Genomic DNA, 21,214 nt, shown 5'->3' on the forward strand with positions numbered 1-21,214 from the left:
ACTTGCAGGGGCGGCGCCGACGCGGGGCGCGCGGCGGCCCGCGGGCGGCGGCGCGGGTGCGCGGTGGCGCGGGTCGGGTCGAAGTGGCTGCGGTCGGTGGTCTCGTTCGTCGTCTCCGGCATCGCGGCAGCGGCCATCAAGAACCTCCAAGCGGTGGCTGGCGCACGGTCGTTCAGCTCCTGCGAACTACCCCCATTTTACGGCAGCCCACTGACAATCCCCGCTGGCCAGAAGGGCTTTGGGGCTGCTGGAGCGGGTGTTCGTGGAGGGGTGGAGGGGCGGTACGGGTCGCGCGCAGCGGTCGGGCCCGTCCTCCGCCCTGCGACGCGGAGGACGGGCCCGGCCCCGGGCGGGGAGCGTCACGCACCGCTCGCGCCGGACGCCGCGATGCCGTGCTCGGCCTCGGCGAGGATCTCGGTGACGCGGGCGGCGAACCGTGCGTCGACGTCGTGCGGCCTCCCCGTCCGCACGGCTTCGAGCAGCGCGTCGATCGCGGACTCGAAGGACTGCTGCGCGCCGCCCCGCCCCTCGGGCATGCGGGCGACGCCGTGCCGGCCCCTCAGCTCCACGGCGTTGCCCGAGCCCGCCTTGGGGGCGCTCAGGCTCAGCGCGACGGAGCTCGCGGCGCCCGCGGCGTGCCGCAGCACCAGGTGGGTGAGGTCGGGTTCGGTGCGTACGGCGGTCACGTCCGCCACGTCGCCGAGGAGCGGCAGCAGGACCGAGAGGGCGTGCGGGCCGACGTCCCACAGCCCGCCCTTCTCGCGCCGCCACGGCGAGGCGGCGAAGGGGTTGTCAGTTTTGTCAGGGTTATCGGGGTTATCTGTGTTGTCGGGGTTGTCGGGGTTGTCGGGGTTATCGGGTTTCTGCTGCCCCTCGGGGTCTTCGGGGTAGAGCGAGCCGAGCCAGTGGGCGTGGGCGGTGAACCAGTCGCCGGCCGCGGCCTGTTCGTCGATCCACCGGGCCGTGGCCGGCTCGAAGCGCGCGGTGAAGAAGACGACGGAGAAGACGCCGGCGCGGACGGCGGCGTCCGCGACCTCGCGGGCGCCCTCGACGGTCGTGGCGACCGGCTTGTCGAGGAGGAGGTGCTTGCCGGCCGCCGCGGCCCGCGCCGCGAGCGGTGCCTGGATGTCGGGCGGCAGGGCGAAGGCGAGGGCGTCACTCGCCGCGATCAGCGCGTCGACGCCGTCGTCGCCCGAGTACGCGCTCGTGGCCAGCGTGTCGGCGAGGGAGCCCGCGGCGTCCGGGCGGCGGCCCCAGACACCGCTCAGCTCTATGCCGGGATGGGCGGCGAGGGCCGGGCCGTGGGTCATCTGCGCCCACGGCCCCGTGCCGAAAAGTCCGATGCGTGGCTTACTCATGCCGCTCAGTCTGCCGTGTTCGCAGCGGCCGTGGGCGCTCGGCACCCGCGTACCCGTGGTAAGGCCATGGCTACTTGGCGGTAGGGGGCCGCGGTCCCCCGGTGGGGCGGTCACGGCCCCCGGCGGGGCCCGTGGCGCCCCGGTACGGGCCCCGCCGCGCGGGAGCCGGGGGACAGACAGGTAACACTCGGTTCACAACCGGGCAACGGCCGAGAAATCGCGCATTGCGAGCCTTGGCCGCAGAGCCGCCGCGCGGCGCGCCCGCCGTACCCGCGGCGCACGCCCGCGTGTACCCAGCAGAACGAAGGATGAGGACCGTGGCGTTCAAGGCCGAGTACATCTGGATCGACGGCACCCGGCCGACGGCCAAGCTCCGCTCCAAGACGAAGATCATGCAGGACGGCGCGGAGCCGCCGGTCTGGGGCTTCGACGGGTCGAGCACCGGGCAGGCGGAGGGCCACGCCTCGGACCGCGTGCTGAAGCCGGTCTTCACCTGCCCCGACCCGATCAGGGGCGGCGCCGACGTGCTGGTGCTGTGCGAGGTGCTCGACATCGACATGACACCGCACGAGTCCAACACCCGGGCCGAGCTCGCCGAGGTGGCCGCGCGGTTCGCCGGGCAGGAGCCGGTCTTCGGCATCGAGCAGGAGTACACGTTCTTCAAGGGCTCGCGCCCGCTGGGCTTCCCCGAGGGCGGCTTCCCCGCCGCGCAGGGCGGCTACTACTGCGGGGTGGGCGCGGACGAGATCTTCGGCCGGGACGTCGTGGAGGCGCACCTCGACAACTGCCTGAGGGCGGGCCTCGGCGTCTCCGGGATCAACGCCGAGGTCATGCCGGGGCAGTGGGAGTTCCAGGTCGGCCCGCTGGCGCCGCTTGAGGCCGCGGACCACCTGTGGGTCGCGCGCTGGCTGCTCTACCGCACCGCGGAGGACTTCGGAGTGTCGGCGACCCTCGACCCGAAGCCGGTGAAGGGCGACTGGAACGGCGCGGGGGCGCACACCAACTTCTCGACCCGCGCCATGCGCGAGGCGTACGGGCCGATCATCACGGCGTGCGAGGCGCTCGGCGAGGGTTCGAAGCCGATGGACCACGTCAAGCAGTACGGCGCGGGCATCGACGAGCGGCTGACCGGGCTGCACGAGACCGCCCCGTGGGACGAGTACAGCTACGGCGTGTCGGACCGCGGCGCCTCGGTCCGCATCCCCTGGCAGGTGGAGCGGGACGGCAAGGGCTACATCGAGGACCGCCGTCCGAACGCCAACGTCGACCCGTACGTGGTGACGCGGCTGATCGTCGACACCTGCTGCACCGCGCTGGAGAAGGCCGGACAGGCCTGACCGTCAGGCGGTCGCCCGGGGCCGTGCCCCGGGCGCCGCACCGCGCCCCGCCCGTGCGGCGGGGCGCCCCTGGACGCGGCGTAAGCCGCGGGGGCCGTGGGGGCCCCGGGGTACGTGGGGGGTGGCCGCCTGCACCGGCCATCCCCCACACTCGTGCGCCAGGACACGCGTGCGCCCTGGTGCGCCGGGGTGGTGCACGGCACGGGCGGCGCGGACCCCGCGAGGGGGTCGGCCTCGCTGGGCTCGAACGCGGGCTCGGCGCATGCGACGGGGTCGGTGCATCCACGGGGTCGGTGCATCCACGGCGTCGTGGCCGTCAGCAGCCCCGCGGGCGGTCCCACGACGGCGGCCCAGGAGATCCCGTGCGCGTTGTCCTGGCCGACGATCTCCGCCTGGCGCGGGACGGCCTGGCGCGGATGCTGGAGGCGTACGGCTCCGAGATCCTCGCGGCGGTGCGGAACACCCCCGGATTGGCGAGGCCCTTCGCCGGGTGGGAGCCGGACGTCGCAGTGGCCGACGTCCGGCTGCCGCCTCCGTACACCGACGAGGGCCTCCCGTGCGCGCTCGCGGCCAGGCGGGCCCGCCCCGGGCTGCCGGTGCTGGTGCTCTCGCAGCACGTCGAGCATCTGTAGCCGCGGGAGTCGCCGGCGGACGGCACCGGCGGCGTCGGATGTCCGCTCACGGACCGGGGGTTCGACGCGGACCGGTTCGCCGGCGCGGCGCGGCGCGGCGCGGCGCGGCGCGGGCGGCGGCGCGGCGGGGCGCGGGTGGCGGCGCGGCAATGGATCCGCAGGCATCCGGCAGCCGCTGAGCAGGCGCGCCGAGGACGCGGCGATCGGGGGCTGACGCCGCGCGGGCGCGAGGTGAAGGGGCTGACGGCGCGGGGCCGGTCGGACTCCGCCGCCACCGCCCGACTCGTGGTCCCCGAGCGGGCGGTGACGGAGCACACCTCGAACGTCTTCGGCGGGCCCGGCCTGCCTGCCGGTCTCGGACGACGACATCCGCCGCGTCCTCACGGTGCTCGCCCACCGCGAGGACGGCAGGGCCCACGGCCCGGGCCGGCAGCGCGGGCGGGGGGGGCGGAGTGACCGTACGACTGCCGGCTCGTTGTGCCCCACGTGCGTTCCCACGATGCCGTCTCCTCGCCTCCGGCCGGTCCCGGGTCCCCTGCGGGGCCCGAAGGACCGGCGCATCCGTTCTCCCCCGCCGGTGCCGACCGGGCCGAGGCCGTTCTCGTCGAGCACTACCCGCGCCTGGTGCGCCTCGCGTACCTGGTGCTCGCCCCGTCCCTCGGCCGCGGGCGCAGGGTGCTCACCGCGCACGCGATCGTGCAGCGCTCGCTGCCGCGCGGCCGCGGCAAGGACGCGCAGGCGGCGCTGCCGGGACCGCGCGACGGCGCCCAGGGCGCCGTGCGGGACCCGGGGTACGCGGCGCTGCGGGCCGGGGTCGTACGGCAGGCGCTCGACGCCGAGCTGCCGCTGCTGCGCTTCGCGCTCCCCCGGCGCGCGCAACTGCCGCCCCTGCTGCCGCGTGTGTGGGGCGTGCGGCTCGCGCCCCGGCAGGGCGGCGCGGGCGAGCCCGCGGTGGAGCAGCGGCTCGCCAAGCTGTCGGCGGCGGCGCGCGCCGCGCTGGTGCTGAGCGTGCTGGAGCGGCTGCCCGACACGGAGGTGCGGCGGGTGCTCGACGACGCGGGGGTCGACGATCCGGCCACCGCGGTCGCCTCGGCCGCGCGCGCGGCCGAGGGCGTCGACGTGTCGCTGCTGCGCTCCCCCGCGTTCGACCCGTGCGCGCTCCAGGCGCGCCCCACCGATCTGGCGCGCCGCCGCCAGCATGGCAGGGCCGCGCTCGCCGCGGTCGCCGCGCTCGTGGTGTGCGGGGCGCTGCTCGGCCTCCCCGGGGACGGCTGGGGGCCGAACGGGCCCGCCGGCCCCGCGTACGCGCAGAACGCGGCGGCGCAGGCGGCGCTCGACCCGGCGAAGGTGGTGCGGGTCGCGCCGTCCGCGTGGCGGGACTCGTCCCGTACGGACTTCTCGGTGTGGCCGGCGCGCGGCCCGCTCGCCAAGGACACCGAACTGCTGCGCAGGGCGCTCGCGGTGTGGGCGCGCCCGGGGACGGGCGTACAGGTGTCCGCGACGCCGGGCACGCCGTCCGGGCCGCCGATGGGGCCGCCGCAGCTGCTGTACGCGGGGACGGTGGACCGGGCCAGGGTGGTGCTGTTCTACGACGGCCTGCGGGTGGTGCGGTACGCGGAGACCGTTCAGGGCGCGCAGGCCGCTGCGGTCGACTTCGCGCGGGTCGACGACGCGGGCGACGGCTCGTCCGACGCGGTCGTGGTGGACCGCTCCGACGGCAACGTCCGCTATCTGACGGCCCCCTGGGTGACCGGGACGTCCGTGCGGGACCTGCTGGAGCCGGACGCGGGCGCGCGGCCGCTGCACCGCGACGGGGACGGCGTGACGGACGCGCTGCGCAGCCCTGCCATGGCGAGCACCTGCACGTCGTGGGACACCCTGGGCGTGCGGGACGGCGGCGGCGCGGGCGGCCACCGGCGGCTGCTGACCGACCTCGGCGAACTCACGCCGGTGCGGCTGACGTCCGGGTCGCCGGACGGTCCGGAGGACGCGACGTCCGCGTCGGACCGGGCCTCCTGGGCGCGTACGGCGTGCCTGCTGCCGACGATGCGCGGCGAGGGTGTGAAGTCGGTCAACTCCTGGCACTACGCGGAGCAGGCGCTGCCCGAGGGCGAGGGCACCGCGGACTGGGTGTGCACGCGCGGCGAGACGTGGCGCGGCGCGGACAGCCGGGTCCTGGCGCAGTTCCAGGCGCCCGTGGGCTCCTCCGGCACGTCGGGCGCTGCGAAGAACGGCAACCCGGGCGCGATCACCGCGACCGCGACCGGCTCGCCCGACTGCGGCCCGAAGTCGCCCGACGCGGTCGCGGGCGCGCTGTGGAAGTCGGCGTCCGGGTCCTGGTATCTGCTGGGCGCGGGCAGCGAGCGGGTCACGTCGCTGACGGCGTCGGGCGGCGTGCAGGCCACGGTGCCCGGCAGGCTGATGGCCGTGCCCGCCAAGGAAGGCAGCCAGGCCAGGCTGAAGGGGACGCTGGAGGACGGCGACACGGTCGGCACCGTGCACTGAGGCACCCGCGGCGGGGCTGCCGTCCGCCGGGGCGGGCGGCGGCCCCGGGAACAGTCGCGCCGGCGGAGGCCGGGGGGCGGCCCGGGAACAGTCGTGCCGGCGGAGGCCGGGGCGGCCCCGTCTCCGGGCACGGCGGAGCGGTGGCCGCTCAGGGCAGCAGCAGCCAGTCCGCTCCGAGCGCGGCGACCAGGACGACGCAGAGCAGGTAGGTGCCGAGCCGGGTCCTGCCGTGGCGACTGAGTTCGATCACCACGCCGCACAGGACCATGGCCAGGCCGTAGACCCCCATCACCAGTACCGACTGGCGCTGTTCCAGGCGGATCCAGAGCAGGACGGCCATGCCTGCGAGGACGACCCACCCCATCGTGACCCGGATCATGCGCGCCTGACGGGGCGTCAGCCCCACCGCGGCGACCTCCTCGTCGGCGGCCGACGGCATCTCCTCGTGGTCTGATGAGCTCATGAACCGGGAGCGTAACGGACATCCACCCCGGCCCGCCCGTTAGGCTTGTCATATGACCACGCTGACGACGTCGCCGCCCCGGGTGCGGCGCAGGATGGGCGTCGAGGAGCGCAAGCGCCAGCTGACCGGTGTGGCCCTCGAACTCCTGGGCCGGCACGCGCCGGACGACGTCTCCCTGGACGACATAGCGACCGCCGCCGGGATCTCCCGCCCGCTGGTCTACCACTACTTCCCCGGCAAGCAGAGCCTCTACGAGGCCGCGCTGCGGCGTGCGGCCGACGACCTCGTGCGGCGCTTCGAGGAGCCTCTCACCGGTCCGTTCGGCGCCCGGCTGCTGCGGGCCACGGGGCGGTTCTTCGACTTCGTGGACGAGCACGGCCCGGGTTTCGCCGCACTGATGCGCGGCGGCGCGTCCCCGGCGGGCGACGCCGCCGCGGGCCGCGGCGTCGTCGACGGGGTGCGCAGGGCGGCGTACGACGAGGTCCTGCGCCATCTCGGCGTCGCGGAGGAACCGCCGCCGCGCCTGCGGATCGTCGTCAGGTCATGGGTGTCGCTGGCCGAGACGACGGCCCTGACCTGGCTGGAGGACCGCGCGGTGCCGCGGGCCGAGCTGGAGCTCCAGCTCGTGCACGACTTCGCGGCCCTGGCCGCCGTCAGCGCGGCGCACGACGGGGAGATGGCCGCTCTGCTGGACCGGGTCCTCGCGGCCGAGCCGCAGGACGGCCCGCTCGCGGACCTCGTCGCCCGCCTCGGCGGCGCCCGCGGCTGACCGGTTCCCGGGCACGGGGCCGCGCACGGCCGGAGTTCCGCCGCACGCCGGAGCCGGACGGCCTACGCGTACGTGACGTGCACGCTGGTGAAGCCCAGCGAGTGCAGCAGCCCCTCCAGCATGGCGGTGGTGTTGGTCTCCGCTCGCCGCGTCAGCTCGCTGTCCTTGGCCGCGTCCGCGATGTGCCGGGCGGCCAGCCTGGTCACGGCCTGCTCGCTGTCCGGGTTGTCGGAGAACAGGTCGCCGAGCCGGTCGAGCAGCCCGCGCTGCTTGTCGACGGTGTAGGAGCGGTCCGGGTCGAGCGCCGGCTTGCCGAGCCGCGCGTGCGGCAGCCGGATCGTCGCCGACGTGCGGTCGGCGTCGGTGGTCACGTCGTCCTTCCCGATCCCGCTGAAGTCGACGTACGAGCCGACGGTGCCCGCGCCCACGTAGAGGGTGCGGGTGCCGCGGATCGCGTCGGGCAGGTACTTGGCGTCCTTCTGGAAGTCGACCACGACCTGGAAGTTGCCCTCGGCTGCCTCGTAGCGGTGCAGGTCCTGGATGGACTGGAGCAGCGTGGGGCCCGTCCTGTCGTGGCTCTCCTCCCCGAACAGCCCGCCGAGGCCCGGCAGGAGGTGGATGCGGGTGCCGAGGAACAGCAGCGCGAGTACGGCGACGAACGCGACGAACGCGGTGCGCAGGCGGTGCGTGCGCGGGCCCGTGCTGCGCGTGTCGTGCGTGTCGTCTTCGGAGTGCACGTCTGTGGACGTCATACCTGTCAGATGTCCCGCTGGGCGCCCTTCACGCCGCTGTTCCGGTGCCGGTTCGGCTTCCGTTTCGCAACAGCCGTGTGTGGGCGCCCCGTTGGCCCCGCGGGGCGCTCCGGGGCCGTGGCCCGGGTCACGGCGTGGCGGTCGACCACCAGACCGTGGTGTCCGGCGGGAGGAGGAACCCGCCGCCGGGGGCGTCAGGGCCCAGCGGTCCGCTGGCCAGCAGGACATGGCCGGGCGCGGCGAACGGCACGGGCGCGGCGCCGGTGTTGGCCGCGCACACGAGGCCTGGCCTGGCGAAGGCCACGACGCCCTCGGGGGCGTCGAGCCACTCGACGCCGTCGCCCGCGCCGAGGCCGGGGTGGGCCCGGCGGGCGGCGAGCGCGGCGCGGTACATCTCCAGCGTCGAGTCCGGGTCGCCGGTCTGCGCCTCGACGCTCAGCCCGGCCCAGTCGGCGGGCTGCGGCAGCCAGCTGCCGCCGGTGCCGAAGCCGTACGAACTCCCTTCGCGCGTCCAGGGGATCGGGACGCGGCAGCCGTCGCGCAGCCCGTCCTGGCCGTCGCTGCGGAAGTACGAGGGGTCCTGGCGCACCTCGTCGGGCAGGCCGGTGACGTCGGGCAGGCCGAGTTCCTCGCCCTGATAGAGGTAGGCGGAGCCGGGCAGGGCCAGCATCAGCAGGGTGGCGGCCCTGGCCCTGCGCAGGCCGAGCGCGCGGTCCCCCGGCTCGCGGGTCTGGAGTCCCGTGTCCGCGGGGCCCGCGAAGCGGGTGGTGTGCCGGGACACGTCGTGGTTGGAGAGCACCCAGGTGGTGGGCGCGCCGACCGTGCGCATCGCGGCCAGCGAGCGCTCCGCCACGGCGCGCAGCGCGCCGCCGTCCCAAGGCGTCTCCAGGTACTGGAAGTTGAAGGCCTGGTGCAGTTCGTCGGGGCGTACGTAGCCCGCGGTGCGCTCGACGGTCGGCGTCCACGCCTCGGCGACGGCGATCCGCTCGCCCGCGTACGAGTCGAGGAGGGCGCGCCAGGTCCTGTACACCTCGTGCACCCCGTCCTGGTCGAAGAAGGGCACGACGTCGCCGGAGAGCAGCCGCAGCTTGCCGCTGTCGCCGATGTCGGGCAGGCCCGGGGCCTTCACCAGGCCGTGGGCCACGTCGACGCGGAAGCCGTCGACGCCGAGGTCGAGCCAGAACCGCAGGACGGAGAGGAACTCCTCGGCGACGGCGGGGTGCTCCCAGTCGAAGTCGGGCTGCTCGGGCGCGAACAGGTGGAGGTACCAGTCGCCGGGTGTACCGTCCGGGTCGGTGGTGCGGGTCCAGGCGGGCCCGCCGAAGACGGACTCCCAGTCGTTGGGCGGCAGTTCGCCCTTCGGCCCCTTGCCGGGCCTGAAGTGGTAGCGCTCGCGCAGCGGCGATCCCGGGCCTTCGGCGAGCGCCCGCCTGAACCACTCGTGCTCGACGGAGGAGTGGTTGGGCACGAGGTCCACGATGACGCGCAGGCCGAGTGCGTGCGCCTCGCGGATGAGCGCGTCGGCGTCGTGGAGGGTGCCGAACACCGGGTCGACCGCGCGGTAGTCGGCGACGTCGTACCCGGCGTCCGCCTGCGGCGAGGCGTAGAACGGGCTGAACCAGACGGCGTCCACGCCGAGGTCCCTGAGGTGCGGCAGCCGGGTGCGCGCGCCCGCGAGGTCGCCCATGCCGTCGCCGTTCCCGTCGGCGAAGCTGCGCGGATAGACCTGGTAGATCACGGCGCCGCGCCACCACTCCGCGGCGGGGGCGCGCTCCGCGTCGGGCGCGGGGCGCGGGGCCGGGGTCCCGGCTGCGGGCGGCTGCGGGGACGCAGGCGCGGGGCCGGCTGCCTCGGCGGCGTCGGTGGCAGAGGCGGCGGCGGGGTGCTCGGTCATGTCGTCCCTGGGTTGCTTCGGCGCCGGAGGGGTGGCCTTCTGTGACAGGACCGTAACAGTGCGGGCAGGGCCCGGAAGGGGATTGCGCAATCTTTCAGCAAAGTTTCGGCCGTCCACCGCCGTGCCGCGGCGCCGTCCGGGTCCCGTACAGTCCGGTGCCATGACCGCACGACTGGCCGGGATCGCCGCGCGGGCGGGGGTCAGTGAGGCGACCGTGAGCCGGGTGCTGAACGGCCGCCCCGGGGTGGCCGCGGGTACGCGTACGGCGGTGCTCGCCGCGCTCGACGCGCTCGGCTACCCGCACCCGGTGCGCGAACGCAGGCGCGGTGGCGCCCTGGTGGGGCTCGTCATGCCCGAGCTGGACAACCCGGTCTTCCCCGCGCTCGCGCAGGCGGTGGGCGCCGCCCTGGCCCGGCAGGGCTGCACGCCGGTGCTCGCGACGCAGGCGCAGGAGGGCGCGGCGGAGGACGAGCTGACCGCGATGCTGGTCGAGCGGGGCGTGGCCGGCCTGATCATCGTCTCGGGGCAGCACGCGGACACCACGGCGGACCTGGGCCGCTATGAGCGACTGCGGGCCCAGGGCGTGCCGTTCGTGCTGGTGGACGGGTTCGCGCCGGGGGTGAGCGCGCCGTTCATCTCGCCCGACGATCGGGCCGCGGTCCGGCTCGCGGTGACGCACCTCGTCGCGCTCGGGCACCGGCGGGTGGGCCTCGCGGTCGGGCCGCGGCGGTTCGTCCCCGTGGTGCGCAAGGCGGACGCGTTCCTCGACGCGGTCGGCGAACTCCTCGGGCAGCCGCGGCGGGAGGCCGAACAGCTGATCGTGCAGTCGCTGTTCACCCTGGAGGGCGGCGAGGCCGCCGCGTCCGCGCTGCTGGACGCCGGCTGCACGGCGCTGGTGTGCGCGAGCGACATGATGGCGCTCGGCGCGGTCAGGGCCGTACGGCGGCGGGGACTCGACGTGCCGCGCGACGTGTCGGTCGTCGGGTACGACGACTCGTCCCCGATGGCGTTCACGGATCCGCCGCTGACGACGGTGCGCAAGCCGGTGGCCGCGATGGGGCAGGCCGCGGTGCGCACGCTGCTCGAGGAGATCGCCGGCACCCCGGCGGCGCGGGGCGAGTTGGTGTTCCTGCCGGAGCTGGTGGTGCGCGGGTCGACGGCCGCGGCACCCGGGGCGCGCGGGGTGTGAGGCCCGCCGAGCCTCCTCAGAACCTCCCGGAAATCCCCGGGATCTCCGCACGGCCGGGGTGTGAGACCGCCTCGGGGACGCGTGTTCACCATGTGGTCGCGCGGACTCGCCCCGGAAATTGGTCATCTACCGCCCAAGGTGTGGCAAACGCGCGGTGAACCCACCCGAAGGATGATCGGTTCGGTGCGGGCCTTCTGGCAAACTCTGTTGTCATGGGTGAACCGACCGTGAACAGGCGGACCAGCCTCACGGCCGCGCCGTCACCCGCCGCTGACGAGGGGACCGAGGTGGCCGACTCGCCGCCGTCGACAGGCGCGTCGGCCGTGCGGGCCGGTGACGCCTCCGCGACCGCACGGGGCTGGATGCATCGCCGGAGACTGCCGCACAAGCCGCGCGTCTGGTTCGAGATCCTGCTCATCGCCGTGGGCTACTGGCTCTACTCCATGATCCGCAACGCCGTGCCGGAGCAGCGGGCGCAGGCCCTGCGCAACGCGCGGTGGGTGTGGCACGCGGAGCACCATCTCGGCATCGCGGTGGAGCAGTCGGTCAACCACGCCGTCAATTCGGTGACTTGGGTGATCGTCCCGATGAACTACTACTACGCGACGCTGCACTTCGTCATCACCGTCGGCGTGCTGGTGTGGCTGTTCGTCGCGCACCCCGGGCGGTACGCGGCGGCCCGGCTGGTGCTCGCGGCGACGACGGTGGTGGCGCTCCTCGGCTACTACCTCTACCCGCTCGCGCCGCCCCGGCTGCTGAGCGGCGGCTTCATCGACACGGTGGCGGTGCACCACACCTGGGGCTCGGTCTCTTCCGGCGACCTGAAGTCGGTGTCCAACCAGTACGCGGCCATGCCGTCGATGCACATCGGCTGGTCGCTGTGGTGCGGGCTGACCATCTTCGCGCTGGCCAAGGCGCCGTGGGCGCGCATTCTGGGCCTGTGCTATCCGGTGTTCACCCTGTTGGTGATCGTCTCCACGGCCAACCACTTCTGGCTCGACGCCATCGGCGGCGTCCTCTGCCTCGCGTTCGGCTACGCCGTCTCGTACGCGTGGTACGGCACGATGCCCTACCGGCTGCCCCGGCTCGCGGCCGGGGCGCGGCGCCCGCCGGCCGAGCCCCTGCGGGCCTGAGCCCGGCGGACCGGGCGGGCGGCGGGCGGAGTGCCGCCGCCGTCAGGGCGCCTCGTAGCCGTAGAAGATCTCCTCCATCACGGTCCGGGCGCGGCGCGTGGCCCGCCGGTAGTCGTCCAGCATCTCGCCGACGCGGCCCGGCCCGTAGCCCAGGTAGCGGCCGACAGCGGCCAGGTCCCTGCTCTCCGAGGGGAAGGTGTCGCCCGGCCTGCCGCGCACCAGCATCGTGCCGTTGCGCACCCGGGTCGCGAGCACCCACGCCTCGTCGAGGGTGGCCGCGGCCTCCGGGTCGATGAGGCCCGCGTCCCTGGCGGCGGCCAGCGCGGCCCTGGTGCGGGTGGTGCGCAGGCCCGGCACCTCGTGGGCGTGGCGCATCTGGATCAGCTGGACGGTCCACTCGACGTCGGTGAGGCCGCCCCTGCCGAGTTTCACGTGCAGGTTGGGGTCGGTGCCGCGGGGCAGCCGCTCGGTCTCCATGCGGGCCTTGAGCCGGCGGATGTCGCGCACGTCGTCCTCGGACAGGCCGCGCTCCGGGTAGCGCAGCGGGTCGATCAGCTCGACGAACCGGGCTCCGAGGTCCGCGTCGCCCGCCATCGGCGCGGCCCGCAGCAGCGCCTGGCTCTCCCACACCAGCGACCAGCGCCGGTAGTAGGCGGCGTACGAGGCGAGGGTGCGCACCAGCGGGCCGCTCTTGCCCTCGGGCCGCAGGTCGGCGTCGATCAGCAGCGGCGGGTCGGCGGTGGGCACCTGGAGGAGCCTGCGGACGTCGGTGACGACGGCCGACGCGGCGACGGCCGCCTCGTGCTCGTCCACGCCCTCCCGTGGCTCGTGCACGAACAGCACGTCCGCGTCGGAACCGTACGCGAGTTCCTGGCCGCCGAAGCGGCCCATGCCGATGACGGCGAAGCGGGTGGGCAGGGTGTCGCCCCAGCGCTCGCGGACCGCGGCGCGCAGGGCGCCCGCGATGGTCGCGGCGTTGAGCGCGGTCAGCGCCGTGCCGACCCGGTCGACGAGGGCGCCGTGGTCGCCCTCCGCCGGGCTCTCCTCCGTCCCGTACGAGCCGACGATGTCGGCGGCGGCCGTGCGGAACAGCTCGCGGCGGCGCACCCCGCGGGCGACCGCGACGCCGCCCTCCGCGGTGTCGGCGCGGCCGACCGCGGCGACGATCTCCGCTTCGAGGGCCTCGCGACCGCGCGGCGCGAGGCCCTCGGGGTCGCCGAGCAGGGCGACCGCCTCGGGGGCGCGCAGCAGCAGGTCGGGGGCGAGGCGCCCGGCGGAGAGCACCCGCGCGAGGTTCTCGGCGGCGGCGCCCTCGTCCCGCAGCAGCCGCAGGTACCAGGGGGTCTTGCCGAGCGCGTCGGAGACCTTGCGGAAGCCGAGGAGGCCCGCGTCGGGGTCGGCGGAGTCGGCGAACCAGCCGAGCAGCACGGGCAGCAGGGTCCGCTGGATCGCGGCCTTGCGGGAGACGCCCGACGACAGCGCCTCCAGGTGGCGCAGGGCGGCCACCGGGTCGGCGTAGCCGAGCGCTTCGAGGCGCTGGCCGGCGGCCTTGGCGCTGAGCCGGGTCTCGCCGGGCGCCAGCTGGGCGACCGCGTCGAGCAGCGGCCGGTAGAACAGCTTCTCGTGCAGCCGCCGCACGACGGCGACGTGCCGCTTCCACTCGCGGTTGAGCTCGGCCACCGGGTCGGTGCGCAGCCCGATGGAGCGGCCGAGGCGGCGCAGGTCGGCCTCGTCGTCCGGCATCAGGTGGGTGCGGCGCAGCCGGTGGAGCTGGATGCGGTGCTCGACGGTCCGCAGGAAGCGGTACGCCTCGTCGAGCTGGGCGGCGTCGCGGCGGCCGACGTAGCCGCCGGCCGCGAGCGCCGCGAGCGCGTCGAGGGTGGTGCCGCTGTGCAGGGAGGCGTCGCTGCGGCCGTGCACGAGCTGGAGCAGCTGGACGGCGAACTCGACGTCGCGCAGCCCGCCGGGGCCGAGCTTGATCTCGCGCTCCGCCTGGCCCGCGGGGATGGTGGCGACGACGCGGCGGCGCATCTCCTGCACGTCGGGCACGAAGTGGTCGCGCTCCGCGGCCTGCCACACGAGGGGCGTGACGGCCTCCTGGTAGGCGGCGCCGAGTGCGGCGTCGCCCGCGACGGGCCTGGCCTTCAGCAGGGCCTGGAACTCCCAGGTCTTGGCCCAGCGCTCGTAGTAGGCGAGATGGCTGCTGAGGGTGCGCACGAGGGGGCCGTTGCGGCCCTCGGGGCGCAGGTTGGCGTCGACGGGCCAGATCGAGCCCTCGACGGTGGTCTCCGAGCAGATCCGCATGAGGTGCGAGGCGAGGCGGGTCGCGGCCCGCACGGCGGCCGTCTCGTCGGCGTCCCCCGCGCCCTCAGGTACGTCGCCGACGAAGATGACGTCCACGTCGGAGACGTAGTTCAGCTCGTGTCCTCCGCACTTGCCCATGGCGACCACGGCGAGGCGGCAGGCCGCCGCGTCCTCGGGCGCCGCGGCCTCGGCGATGGCGAGGGCGGCGCGCAGGGTGGCCGTGGCGAGGTCGGCGAGCTCGGCCGCGGTCTCGGCGACACCGGTCGTGCCGCACACGTCGCGGGCGGCGATGGCGAGCAGGCAGCGCCGGTAGGCGACGCGCAGCGCGACCGGGTCGGCGGCGGCCGCGGCGGCCGCGAGCACCTGCTCGAACTCGCTGACGCCCGGGTGCAGGTCGGCGGACTCGTAGGTGGCGAGCACGCGCCAGTCGCCCGGGTGCCGCGCCAGGTGGTCGCCGAGCGCCTCGGAGGCGCCGAGCACCCCGAGGAGCCGGTCGCGCAGCGGCTTCGCCGTGACGAGGGTGTCGAGGAAGAGGCGCCGCTCCCCCTCGTCCTCCTGCGCCTCGGCGAGCCGTACGAGCCCGCGCAGCGCGAGGTCGGGGTCGGCGGTCGCGCCGAGCGCGTCGAGCAGCAGCGGATCGGCCCGTATGGCGGCGACGGCGGGCGCGTCGAGGAAGCGCTCGGCAGCGGATGGGTCGGTGAATCCGTGCCGCAGCAGGCGTGTGAAGGTGCTGCTGCGGCGGCCCGGCGCCGTCGTCATCGGTGTCTCCGTAAGCTGTGGGGCCCCGGCCGCGGGGCCGCTGCGTTCTGGGACGACAGGGGCGGGCTCAGCGGGAGGTCTGCTCGCGCCACTGGTTGGTGATGGGCAGGCGGCGGTCCTTGCCGAAGCCCTTGGCGGAGATCTTGGTGCCCGGCGGGTACTGGCGCCGCTTGTACTCGGCGACGTCCACCATGCGCAGGGTGCGCGCGACGAGTTCCTCGTCGAAGCCGAGGGCGACGATGGCGTCCTTGCCCTGGTCTCGGTCGACGTACAGCTCCAGGATGCGGTCGAGCACGTCGTAGTCGGGCAGGGAGTCCGTGTCGACCTGGCCGGGGCGCAGTTCGGCGCTCGGCGGCTTGGTGAGGGAGCTCTCGGGGATGGGGGGCGTCTGGCCGCGCTCCTCGGCGGCGCGGTTGCGCCAGCGGGCGAGCCGGAAGACGTCCGTCTTGTAGACGTCCTTGATCGGCCCGTACGCGCCGACGGAGTCGCCGTAGAGGGTGGAGTAGCCCACGGCGAGCTCGGACTTGTTGCCGGGCGCGAGGACGATGTGGCCCTCCTGGTTGGACAGCGCCATCAGCGTGGTGCCGCGCAGCCGGGACTGGAGGTTCTCCTCGGCGAGCCCGGTGAGGCCCAGGGAGCCCATGTAGGCGTCGAACATCGGCTCGATGGGGACCGTGCGGTAGTGGAGCCCGGTGCGCCGCGCCAGGTCGGCGGCGTCGTCCTTGGAGTGCTCCGAGGAGTACTTGGACGGCATGGACACGCCGTACACGTGGTGCGCGCCGAGCGCGTCGCAGGCGATGGCCGCGACGAGGGACGAGTCGATGCCGCCCGACAGGCCGATGAGGACGGAGGAGAAGCCGTTCTTGGCGACGTAGGCGCGCAGGCCGACGACGAGCGCCGAGTAGACCTCCTCGTCGTCGTCGAGGCGGTCCGCGTGCCCGCCGGTCAGCTCGGGCTCGTAGGGCGGCAGCGGCTCGGCGGAGAGCGTCACGTGGTCGATGCGCAGCCCGTCGTCGACGGTGCCCGACGGCGGCTCGGGGGCGGCGGCCGGCAGGTCGAGGTCGAGGATGACGCTGCCCTCGGCGAACTGCGGGGCGCGTGCGATGGTCTCGCCGTGCCGGTCGACGACGATGGAGTCGCCGTCGTAGACCAGCTCGTCCTGGCCGCCGATCATCGCGAGGTACGCGGTGGTGCAGCCGGCCTCCTGGGCGCGCTTGCGCACCAGTTCGAGGCGGGTGTCGTCCTTGAGCCGCTCGTACGGGGAGGCGTTGACGGACACCAGCAGCCCGGCGCCCGCGGTCCTGGTCGCCGGCACGCGCCCGCCGTCCTGCCACAGGTCCTCGCAGATCGCGAGCGCGACGTCGACGCCGCGGACGCGGATGACGGGCAGGGTGTCGCCGGGCACGAAGTACCGGAACTCGTCGAAGACGCCGTAGTTCGGCAGGTGGTGCTTGGCGTACCGCAGCACCACGCGGCCGCCGTGCAGCACGGCCGCCGCGTCCAGCGGGGCCCCCGCCGGCTGCCCGTACTTCGGCTGCGCGGTCTCGGAGCGGTCGAGGTAGCCGACGATCACGGGGACGTCGCCGAAGCCCTCGTCGGCGAGGCGGGCGGCGAGCGCCCGCAGGGCCGCGCGGGACGCCTCGACGAACGACGACCGCAGGGCCAGGTCCTCGACGGGGTAGCCGGTCAGCACCATCTCGGGGAACGCGACGAGGTGCGCCCCCTGCTCGGCGGCGTGCCGGGTCCAGTGGACGACCGCCTCGGCGTTCCCCGCGAGGTCGCCGACGGTCGAGTCGATCTGATTCAGGGCGAGACGTAGTTGAGGCACGGGACCAGTGTAGTCACCGTAATCGTCGCTCTGACGCGATACCCGGGTCCCGTACGGTGCGGCGGGGCGCAGGACCCTGCGGGCGGGGTCCCCGGGCCCACCCGGGTGTCCGCGGGCCGTTCCGGCAGGCAGTATGGGCACCGGGGATGCGACAGGGGCCGCCGCAGGAGCCGCCGGGGGGCCGCAATCTGTCGGAAACCCTGTGATGGCATGCTCGGTGCCGCCACATGTCCGCACAGACCGCCGGGGCACGGTACGACGCCGGGGCGACCAGCCTGACCAGCAAGGATGAGTGGGAATGGACAAGCAGCAAGAGTTCGTGCTCCGTACGCTCGAGGAGCGCGACATCCGGTTCGTGCGCCTGTGGTTCACCGATGTGCTCGGCTTCCTGAAGTCGGTGGCCGTGGCCCCGGCCGAGCTGGAGCAGGCGTTCGACGAGGGCATGGGTTTCGACGGCTCGGCCATCGAGGGATTCGCGCGGGTCTACGAGTCCGACATGATCGCCAAGCCCGACCCGGGGACGTTCCAGATCCTGCCGTGGCGCGCGGAGGCCCCGGGCACGGCCCGGATGTTCTGCGACATCCTGATGCCGGACGGCTCGCCGTCCTTCGCGGACCCCAGGTTCGTGCTGAAGCGGATGCTGGCGAAGGCGTCCGACCAGGGCTTCACCTTCTACACGCACCCGGAGATCGAGTTCTACCTGCTCAAGGACAAGCCGCTGGACGGCACACGGCCGACGCCCGCGGACAACTCGGGCTACTTCGACCACACGCCGCAGGCGGTGGGCATGGACTTCCGCCGCACGGCGATCACCATGCTGGAGTCGATGGGCATCTCGGTCGAGTTCAGCCACCACGAGGGGGCGCCGGGCCAGCAGGAGATCGACCTGCGGTACGCGGACGCGCTGTCGACCGCGGACAACATCATGACGTTCCGCCTGGTGATGAAGCAGGTCGCGCTGGAGCAGGGCGTGCACGCGACGTTCATGCCGAAGCCGTTCTCCGAGCACCCGGGCTCCGGGATGCACACCCACCTGTCGCTGTTCGAGGGCGACCGCAACGCGTTCTACGAGTCGGGCGCGGAGTACCAGCTCTCCAAGGTCGGCCGGTCGTTCATCGCGGGCCTGCTGAACCACGCGGCGGAGATCTCCGCGGTCACCAACCAGTGGGTCAACTCGTACAAGCGGATCTGGGGCGGCTCGACCCGCAGCGCGGGCGCGGGCGGCGAGGCCCCCTCGTACATCTGCTGGGGCCACAACAACCGGTCGGCGCTGATCCGCGTGCCGATGTACAAGCCGGGCAAGACGGGCTCCGCGCGGGTGGAGGTCCGCTCGATCGACTCGGGCGCGAACCCGTACCTGACGTACGCGGTGCTGCTCGCCGCGGGCCTCAAGGGCATCGAGCAGGGCTACGAGCTGCCCGCGGGCGCCGACGACGACGTGTGGGCCCTGTCCGACGCGGAGCGCCGCGCGATGGGCATCGAGCCGCTGCCGCAGAACCTCGGCGAGGCGATCGCGCTGATGGAGCGCAGCGAACTGGTCGCGGAGACGCTGGGCGAGCACGTCTTCGAGTTCTTCCTGCGCAACAAGAAGTCGGAGTGGGAGGAGTACCGCTCCGAGGTGACGGCCTTCGAACTCCGCAAGAACCTGCCGGTGCTGTAGGCCCCGCCACGCCGCCCCGGCGGGCACGCCGCCCGGCGGGGCGGTGGCCGCCCGCCCGCGGAACCGTGCGGAGCCGCGGGCGGGACCGGTCACGGCGCGCCCGCGCGCCGCGCGGCGGCACGGCGCGCCGCGCGCGTCACTGCGCGGTCAGTCCGCCGTCGATGACGTGCTCCATGCCGCTGATGTAGGACGAGTCGTCACAGGCCAGGAAGAGGACGAGGCTGGACACCTCGTCGGGGTCCGACATGCGGCGCAGCGGCACCTGGTCGGCGATGCCTCCTCCATTCTCGTCGGTCGCCGCTTCCATCATGGGGGTCTTGATGTAGCCCGGGTGGACCGAGTTCACCCGGATGTTGTCGGGGCCGTACTGGACGGCGACATGCTTGGTCATGCCTCGCGAGGCGAACTTGCTGCCCACGTAGGCGAGGTTCGGCGCGCCGACGATGGAGACCATGCCTGCCGTCGAGGAGATGTTGACGATGGCGCCACCGCCCGCCTTCTGCATGGACGGGATGACGGTCTTCATCCCGTAGAACTGCGAGTGCTGGTTGACCGCGCAGACCTTGAGGTATTCGTCCTCGTCGAACTGGGTCGTCTCGCTGATGGGGCCCAGGATTCCCGCGTTGTTCACCAGGACCGTGACGGTGCCGAACGCCCGCTCGGCCTCCTGGAGGACCCGCCGCCAGTCGGCGGGCGACGTGACGTCGTGCCGCAGGAACAGCGCGTCCGCACCCAGATCGTCGGCGATGAGCTTGCCCCGCTCCTCGTTGAGGTCGGTGAGGACGACCTTGGCCCCCTCGCTGACGAACCGCCGCGCGTGCGACTCGCCCATCCCCTGCGCCGCGCCCGTGATGATGGCGACCTTGCCGTCGAGCTTTCCCATCGCGCTTTCCTTCCGTGACTACTCTCCGCTGCCGAACCGGCGCGAAATGCCGCGCAGCTCCCTTTTGCGAGCCCCGGCACTCACTCCCGCACCATAGTGGGCCTCAGTACCAAAAACCAGTCGCTCCCCGTCACGGCCCCGGCCGCGAGGTGGCTAGAGTGGGGGCATGCCGTCTGGTCCGACCCACCGCAGTCCCGGGCGGCCCCGCGCCGCCTCCCGCCGCGAGGTGGAGCGGGTCGTGATGGAGCTGCTGCAGCGCGACGGGTACGACGCGGTGAGCGTCCAGGCGATGTGCGAAGCCGCGGGCATCGGCCGCACGACGTTCTTCCGGTACTTCCAGTCGAAGTCCGGCGTCATCTGGTACGCCTTCAACGACACCATCGACTCGCTCCGGTCGCATCTCGCGGAGCTTCCCGAGGAGACCGACCTGCTCGCAGGGGTGCAGCGCGCGGTGTACGCCTCGACGCGCGAGGCCGTGCGGAGCAGTGACGTCTGGCTGGAGCGGTTCCGGCTCCTGGACACCGTCCCCGCGTTGCAGGCCGGCGCCTACGAACACTGGGAGAGCTGGAAGCGGGTGGTGGCCGTCCATCTGGCGGAGCGGACGGGCGCCTCTCCCGAGAACCCCGCTCCGCTGATCGTCGCGAGCGCCTGCCAGGGGGCCTTCGTCGCCGCGCTGCGCACGTGGCTCAGCAGCGGCGACGCCGACGCCTTCCTCGACCGCCTGACGCGGAACCTGGCGGTCGCGCAGGCCCCGACCGCCGCACTGCGCCCGGCACGGTAGCCCCCGGGTCCGTGGGCCGGCCGGGGCCCTGCTGCGGGAGGGGGTGGCGGTGCGGTAGACACGTCGCTCATGACGGAGAACAGCGAGGCGGGGGCGGCCCCCGCGCGAACCGCGGGGGCGCCGGGCGCGCCGGAGGCGGCGGAGGTCGAGCGGGCGGTCGCCGGGGCGGACGGGGGCGCGGCCCCCGGGCCGCTGCGGCGGGTGGCGGTGGTCACCGGCGGCGGCCGGGGCATCGGCGCGGCGGTCTGCGCGCGGCTCGCGGCGGACGGGCACGACATCGCGCTGGCGTACGTGAACGACGCGGACGCCGCGGCCCGCACGGCGCGCGCCGTCGAGGGGGCGGGGGCGCGGTGCGTGACCGTACGGGTCGACGTGTCGCGCGAGGGCGACGTGGACCTGCTGTTCGAGACGGCGGCGGCGGAGCTGGGCCCGGTCACGGCGCTGGTGAACAACGCGGGCGTGACCGGGCCGCTCGGCCGGCTCGCGGACACCTCGGCCGAGGTGCTGCGGCGCGTGGTGGACGTGAACCTCACGGGCACGCTGCTGTGCTGCCGCCGCGCGGTCCGCGAGATGACGGCGGGCGGTGCGGGCGGCCCCGGGGGCGTCATCGTGAACGTGTCGTCGGCGGCGGCGACTCTGGGCAGTCCCGGCGAGTACGTGCACTACGCGGCGACGAAGGCGGCCGTCGACGCGCTGACGGTCGGCCTGTCGAAGGAGCTAGGCCCCGAGGGCATCCGGGTCAACGCCGTCGCCCCCGGCCTCGTCGACACGGACATGCACGCGGCGATGGGCGACCCGGACCGCCCGGCGCGGATGGCCCCGGCCATTCCGCTGCGGCGGGCGGGCGAGCCCGAGGAGATCGCGGCGGCCGTCGCCTGGCTCCTCTCCCCCGAGGCGAGTTACGTCTCCGGCACGGTGCTGCGCGCGGCGGGCGGCCGCTGAGCCTGGCCAGGGGCGCCCGCGCCGC

General features: G+C 74.5%; 15 protein-coding genes and 1 pseudogene. 9 read left to right on the top strand and 7 right to left on the bottom strand.

Translation table 11 applies throughout. The features are described 5' to 3' along the window. Positions 1-359: 359 nt before the first annotated feature. Positions 360-1,358, bottom strand: a complete 999-nt coding sequence (locus ABEA77_RS30650; protein ID WP_345654837.1) for a Gfo/Idh/MocA family protein — start codon at positions 1,356-1,358, stop codon at positions 360-362. A gap of 317 nt (positions 1,359-1,675) precedes the next feature. On the opposite strand from ABEA77_RS30650, the gene glnII reads away from it, so the two are divergent. The 3 genes and pseudogenes from glnII (at position 1,676) to ABEA77_RS30665 (ending at position 5,832) form a co-directional block, all read left to right on the top strand. Continuing rightward, positions 1,676-2,695, top strand: coding sequence for a glutamine synthetase (glnII, locus tag ABEA77_RS30655; RefSeq protein WP_345654839.1), 1,020 nt, complete (start codon positions 1,676-1,678; stop codon positions 2,693-2,695). A gap of 362 nt (positions 2,696-3,057) precedes the next feature. Then, positions 3,058-3,736, top strand: a pseudogene (locus ABEA77_RS30660) (response regulator); the annotation flags it as partial. Positions 3,737-3,813: 77 nt separating this feature from the next. Then, a complete protein-coding gene (locus ABEA77_RS30665; RefSeq protein ID WP_345654842.1) occupies positions 3,814-5,832 on the top strand; it encodes a hypothetical protein in 2,019 nt (672 codons plus the stop codon). A 148-nt stretch (positions 5,833-5,980) separates the two neighbouring features. Here ABEA77_RS30665 and ABEA77_RS30670 read toward each other — a convergent pair whose 3' ends face one another. Then, positions 5,981-6,295 carry a hypothetical protein gene (locus ABEA77_RS30670; protein WP_425588424.1) on the bottom strand — a complete coding sequence of 105 codons (315 nt, stop codon included), beginning with the start codon at positions 6,293-6,295 and terminating at the stop codon, positions 5,981-5,983. Positions 6,296-6,356: 61 nt separating this feature from the next. Here ABEA77_RS30670 and ABEA77_RS30675 point away from each other — a divergent pair, with 61 nt between their 5' ends. Then, the gene (locus ABEA77_RS30675) at positions 6,357-7,064 is read left to right on the top strand and encodes a TetR/AcrR family transcriptional regulator (protein WP_425588425.1); all 708 of its coding nucleotides are present in this window, start codon (positions 6,357-6,359) and stop codon (positions 7,062-7,064) included. 62 nt (positions 7,065-7,126) lie between these two features. Here ABEA77_RS30675 and ABEA77_RS30680 read toward each other — a convergent pair whose 3' ends face one another. Both ABEA77_RS30680 and ABEA77_RS30685 read right to left on the bottom strand, forming a co-directional pair. Further along, positions 7,127-7,816 (bottom strand): DUF4230 domain-containing protein, encoded by a 690-nt coding sequence (locus ABEA77_RS30680; protein ID WP_345654847.1) that lies wholly within the window; start codon positions 7,814-7,816, stop codon positions 7,127-7,129. Between the two features lie 127 nt (positions 7,817-7,943). Further along, positions 7,944-9,710: a glycoside hydrolase family 13 protein gene (locus ABEA77_RS30685; RefSeq protein ID WP_345654850.1), complete on the bottom strand. Its 1,767-nt coding sequence runs from the start codon at positions 9,708-9,710 to the stop codon at positions 7,944-7,946. 160 nt (positions 9,711-9,870) lie between these two features. On the opposite strand from ABEA77_RS30685, the gene ABEA77_RS30690 reads away from it, so the two are divergent. Continuing rightward, a complete protein-coding gene (locus tag ABEA77_RS30690) occupies positions 9,871-10,899 on the top strand; it encodes a LacI family DNA-binding transcriptional regulator (protein WP_345654853.1) in 1,029 nt (342 codons plus the stop codon). A 212-nt stretch (positions 10,900-11,111) separates the two neighbouring features. Further along, the gene (locus tag ABEA77_RS30695; RefSeq protein WP_345654856.1) at positions 11,112-12,032 is read left to right on the top strand and encodes a phosphatase PAP2 family protein; all 921 of its coding nucleotides are present in this window, start codon (positions 11,112-11,114) and stop codon (positions 12,030-12,032) included. 42 nt (positions 12,033-12,074) lie between these two features. Here the strand turns inward: ABEA77_RS30695 and ABEA77_RS30700 are convergent, their stop codons facing one another. Continuing rightward, positions 12,075-15,095, bottom strand: a complete 3,021-nt coding sequence (locus ABEA77_RS30700; protein ID WP_345654859.1) for a bifunctional [glutamine synthetase] adenylyltransferase/[glutamine synthetase]-adenylyl-L-tyrosine phosphorylase — start codon at positions 15,093-15,095, stop codon at positions 12,075-12,077. A 67-nt stretch (positions 15,096-15,162) separates the two neighbouring features. After that, complete coding sequence (locus tag ABEA77_RS30705) at positions 15,163-16,923, bottom strand: NAD+ synthase (RefSeq protein ID WP_345654862.1); 1,761 nt, start codon at positions 16,921-16,923, stop codon at positions 15,163-15,165. Positions 16,924-17,221: 298 nt separating this feature from the next. On the opposite strand from ABEA77_RS30705, the gene ABEA77_RS30710 reads away from it, so the two are divergent. Continuing rightward, positions 17,222-18,583 (top strand): glutamine synthetase family protein, encoded by a 1,362-nt coding sequence (locus tag ABEA77_RS30710; RefSeq protein ID WP_345654865.1) that lies wholly within the window; start codon positions 17,222-17,224, stop codon positions 18,581-18,583. A gap of 136 nt (positions 18,584-18,719) precedes the next feature. On the opposite strand, the gene ABEA77_RS30715 is transcribed toward ABEA77_RS30710, so the two are convergent. Continuing rightward, positions 18,720-19,466: a glucose 1-dehydrogenase gene (locus ABEA77_RS30715; RefSeq protein ID WP_345654868.1), complete on the bottom strand. Its 747-nt coding sequence runs from the start codon at positions 19,464-19,466 to the stop codon at positions 18,720-18,722. A 166-nt stretch (positions 19,467-19,632) separates the two neighbouring features. On the opposite strand from ABEA77_RS30715, the gene ABEA77_RS30720 reads away from it, so the two are divergent. Continuing rightward, a complete protein-coding gene (locus ABEA77_RS30720; protein ID WP_345654870.1) occupies positions 19,633-20,247 on the top strand; it encodes an acyl-CoA-like ligand-binding transcription factor in 615 nt (204 codons plus the stop codon). Between the two features lie 69 nt (positions 20,248-20,316). Further along, the gene (locus tag ABEA77_RS30725) at positions 20,317-21,189 is read left to right on the top strand and encodes an SDR family NAD(P)-dependent oxidoreductase (protein WP_345654873.1); all 873 of its coding nucleotides are present in this window, start codon (positions 20,317-20,319) and stop codon (positions 21,187-21,189) included. The last annotated feature ends 25 nt before the right edge of the window (positions 21,190-21,214 follow it).

This window comes from Streptomyces tremellae (assembly GCF_039540215.1).
GTDB lineage: Bacteria > Actinomycetota > Actinomycetes > Streptomycetales > Streptomycetaceae > Streptomyces > Streptomyces tremellae.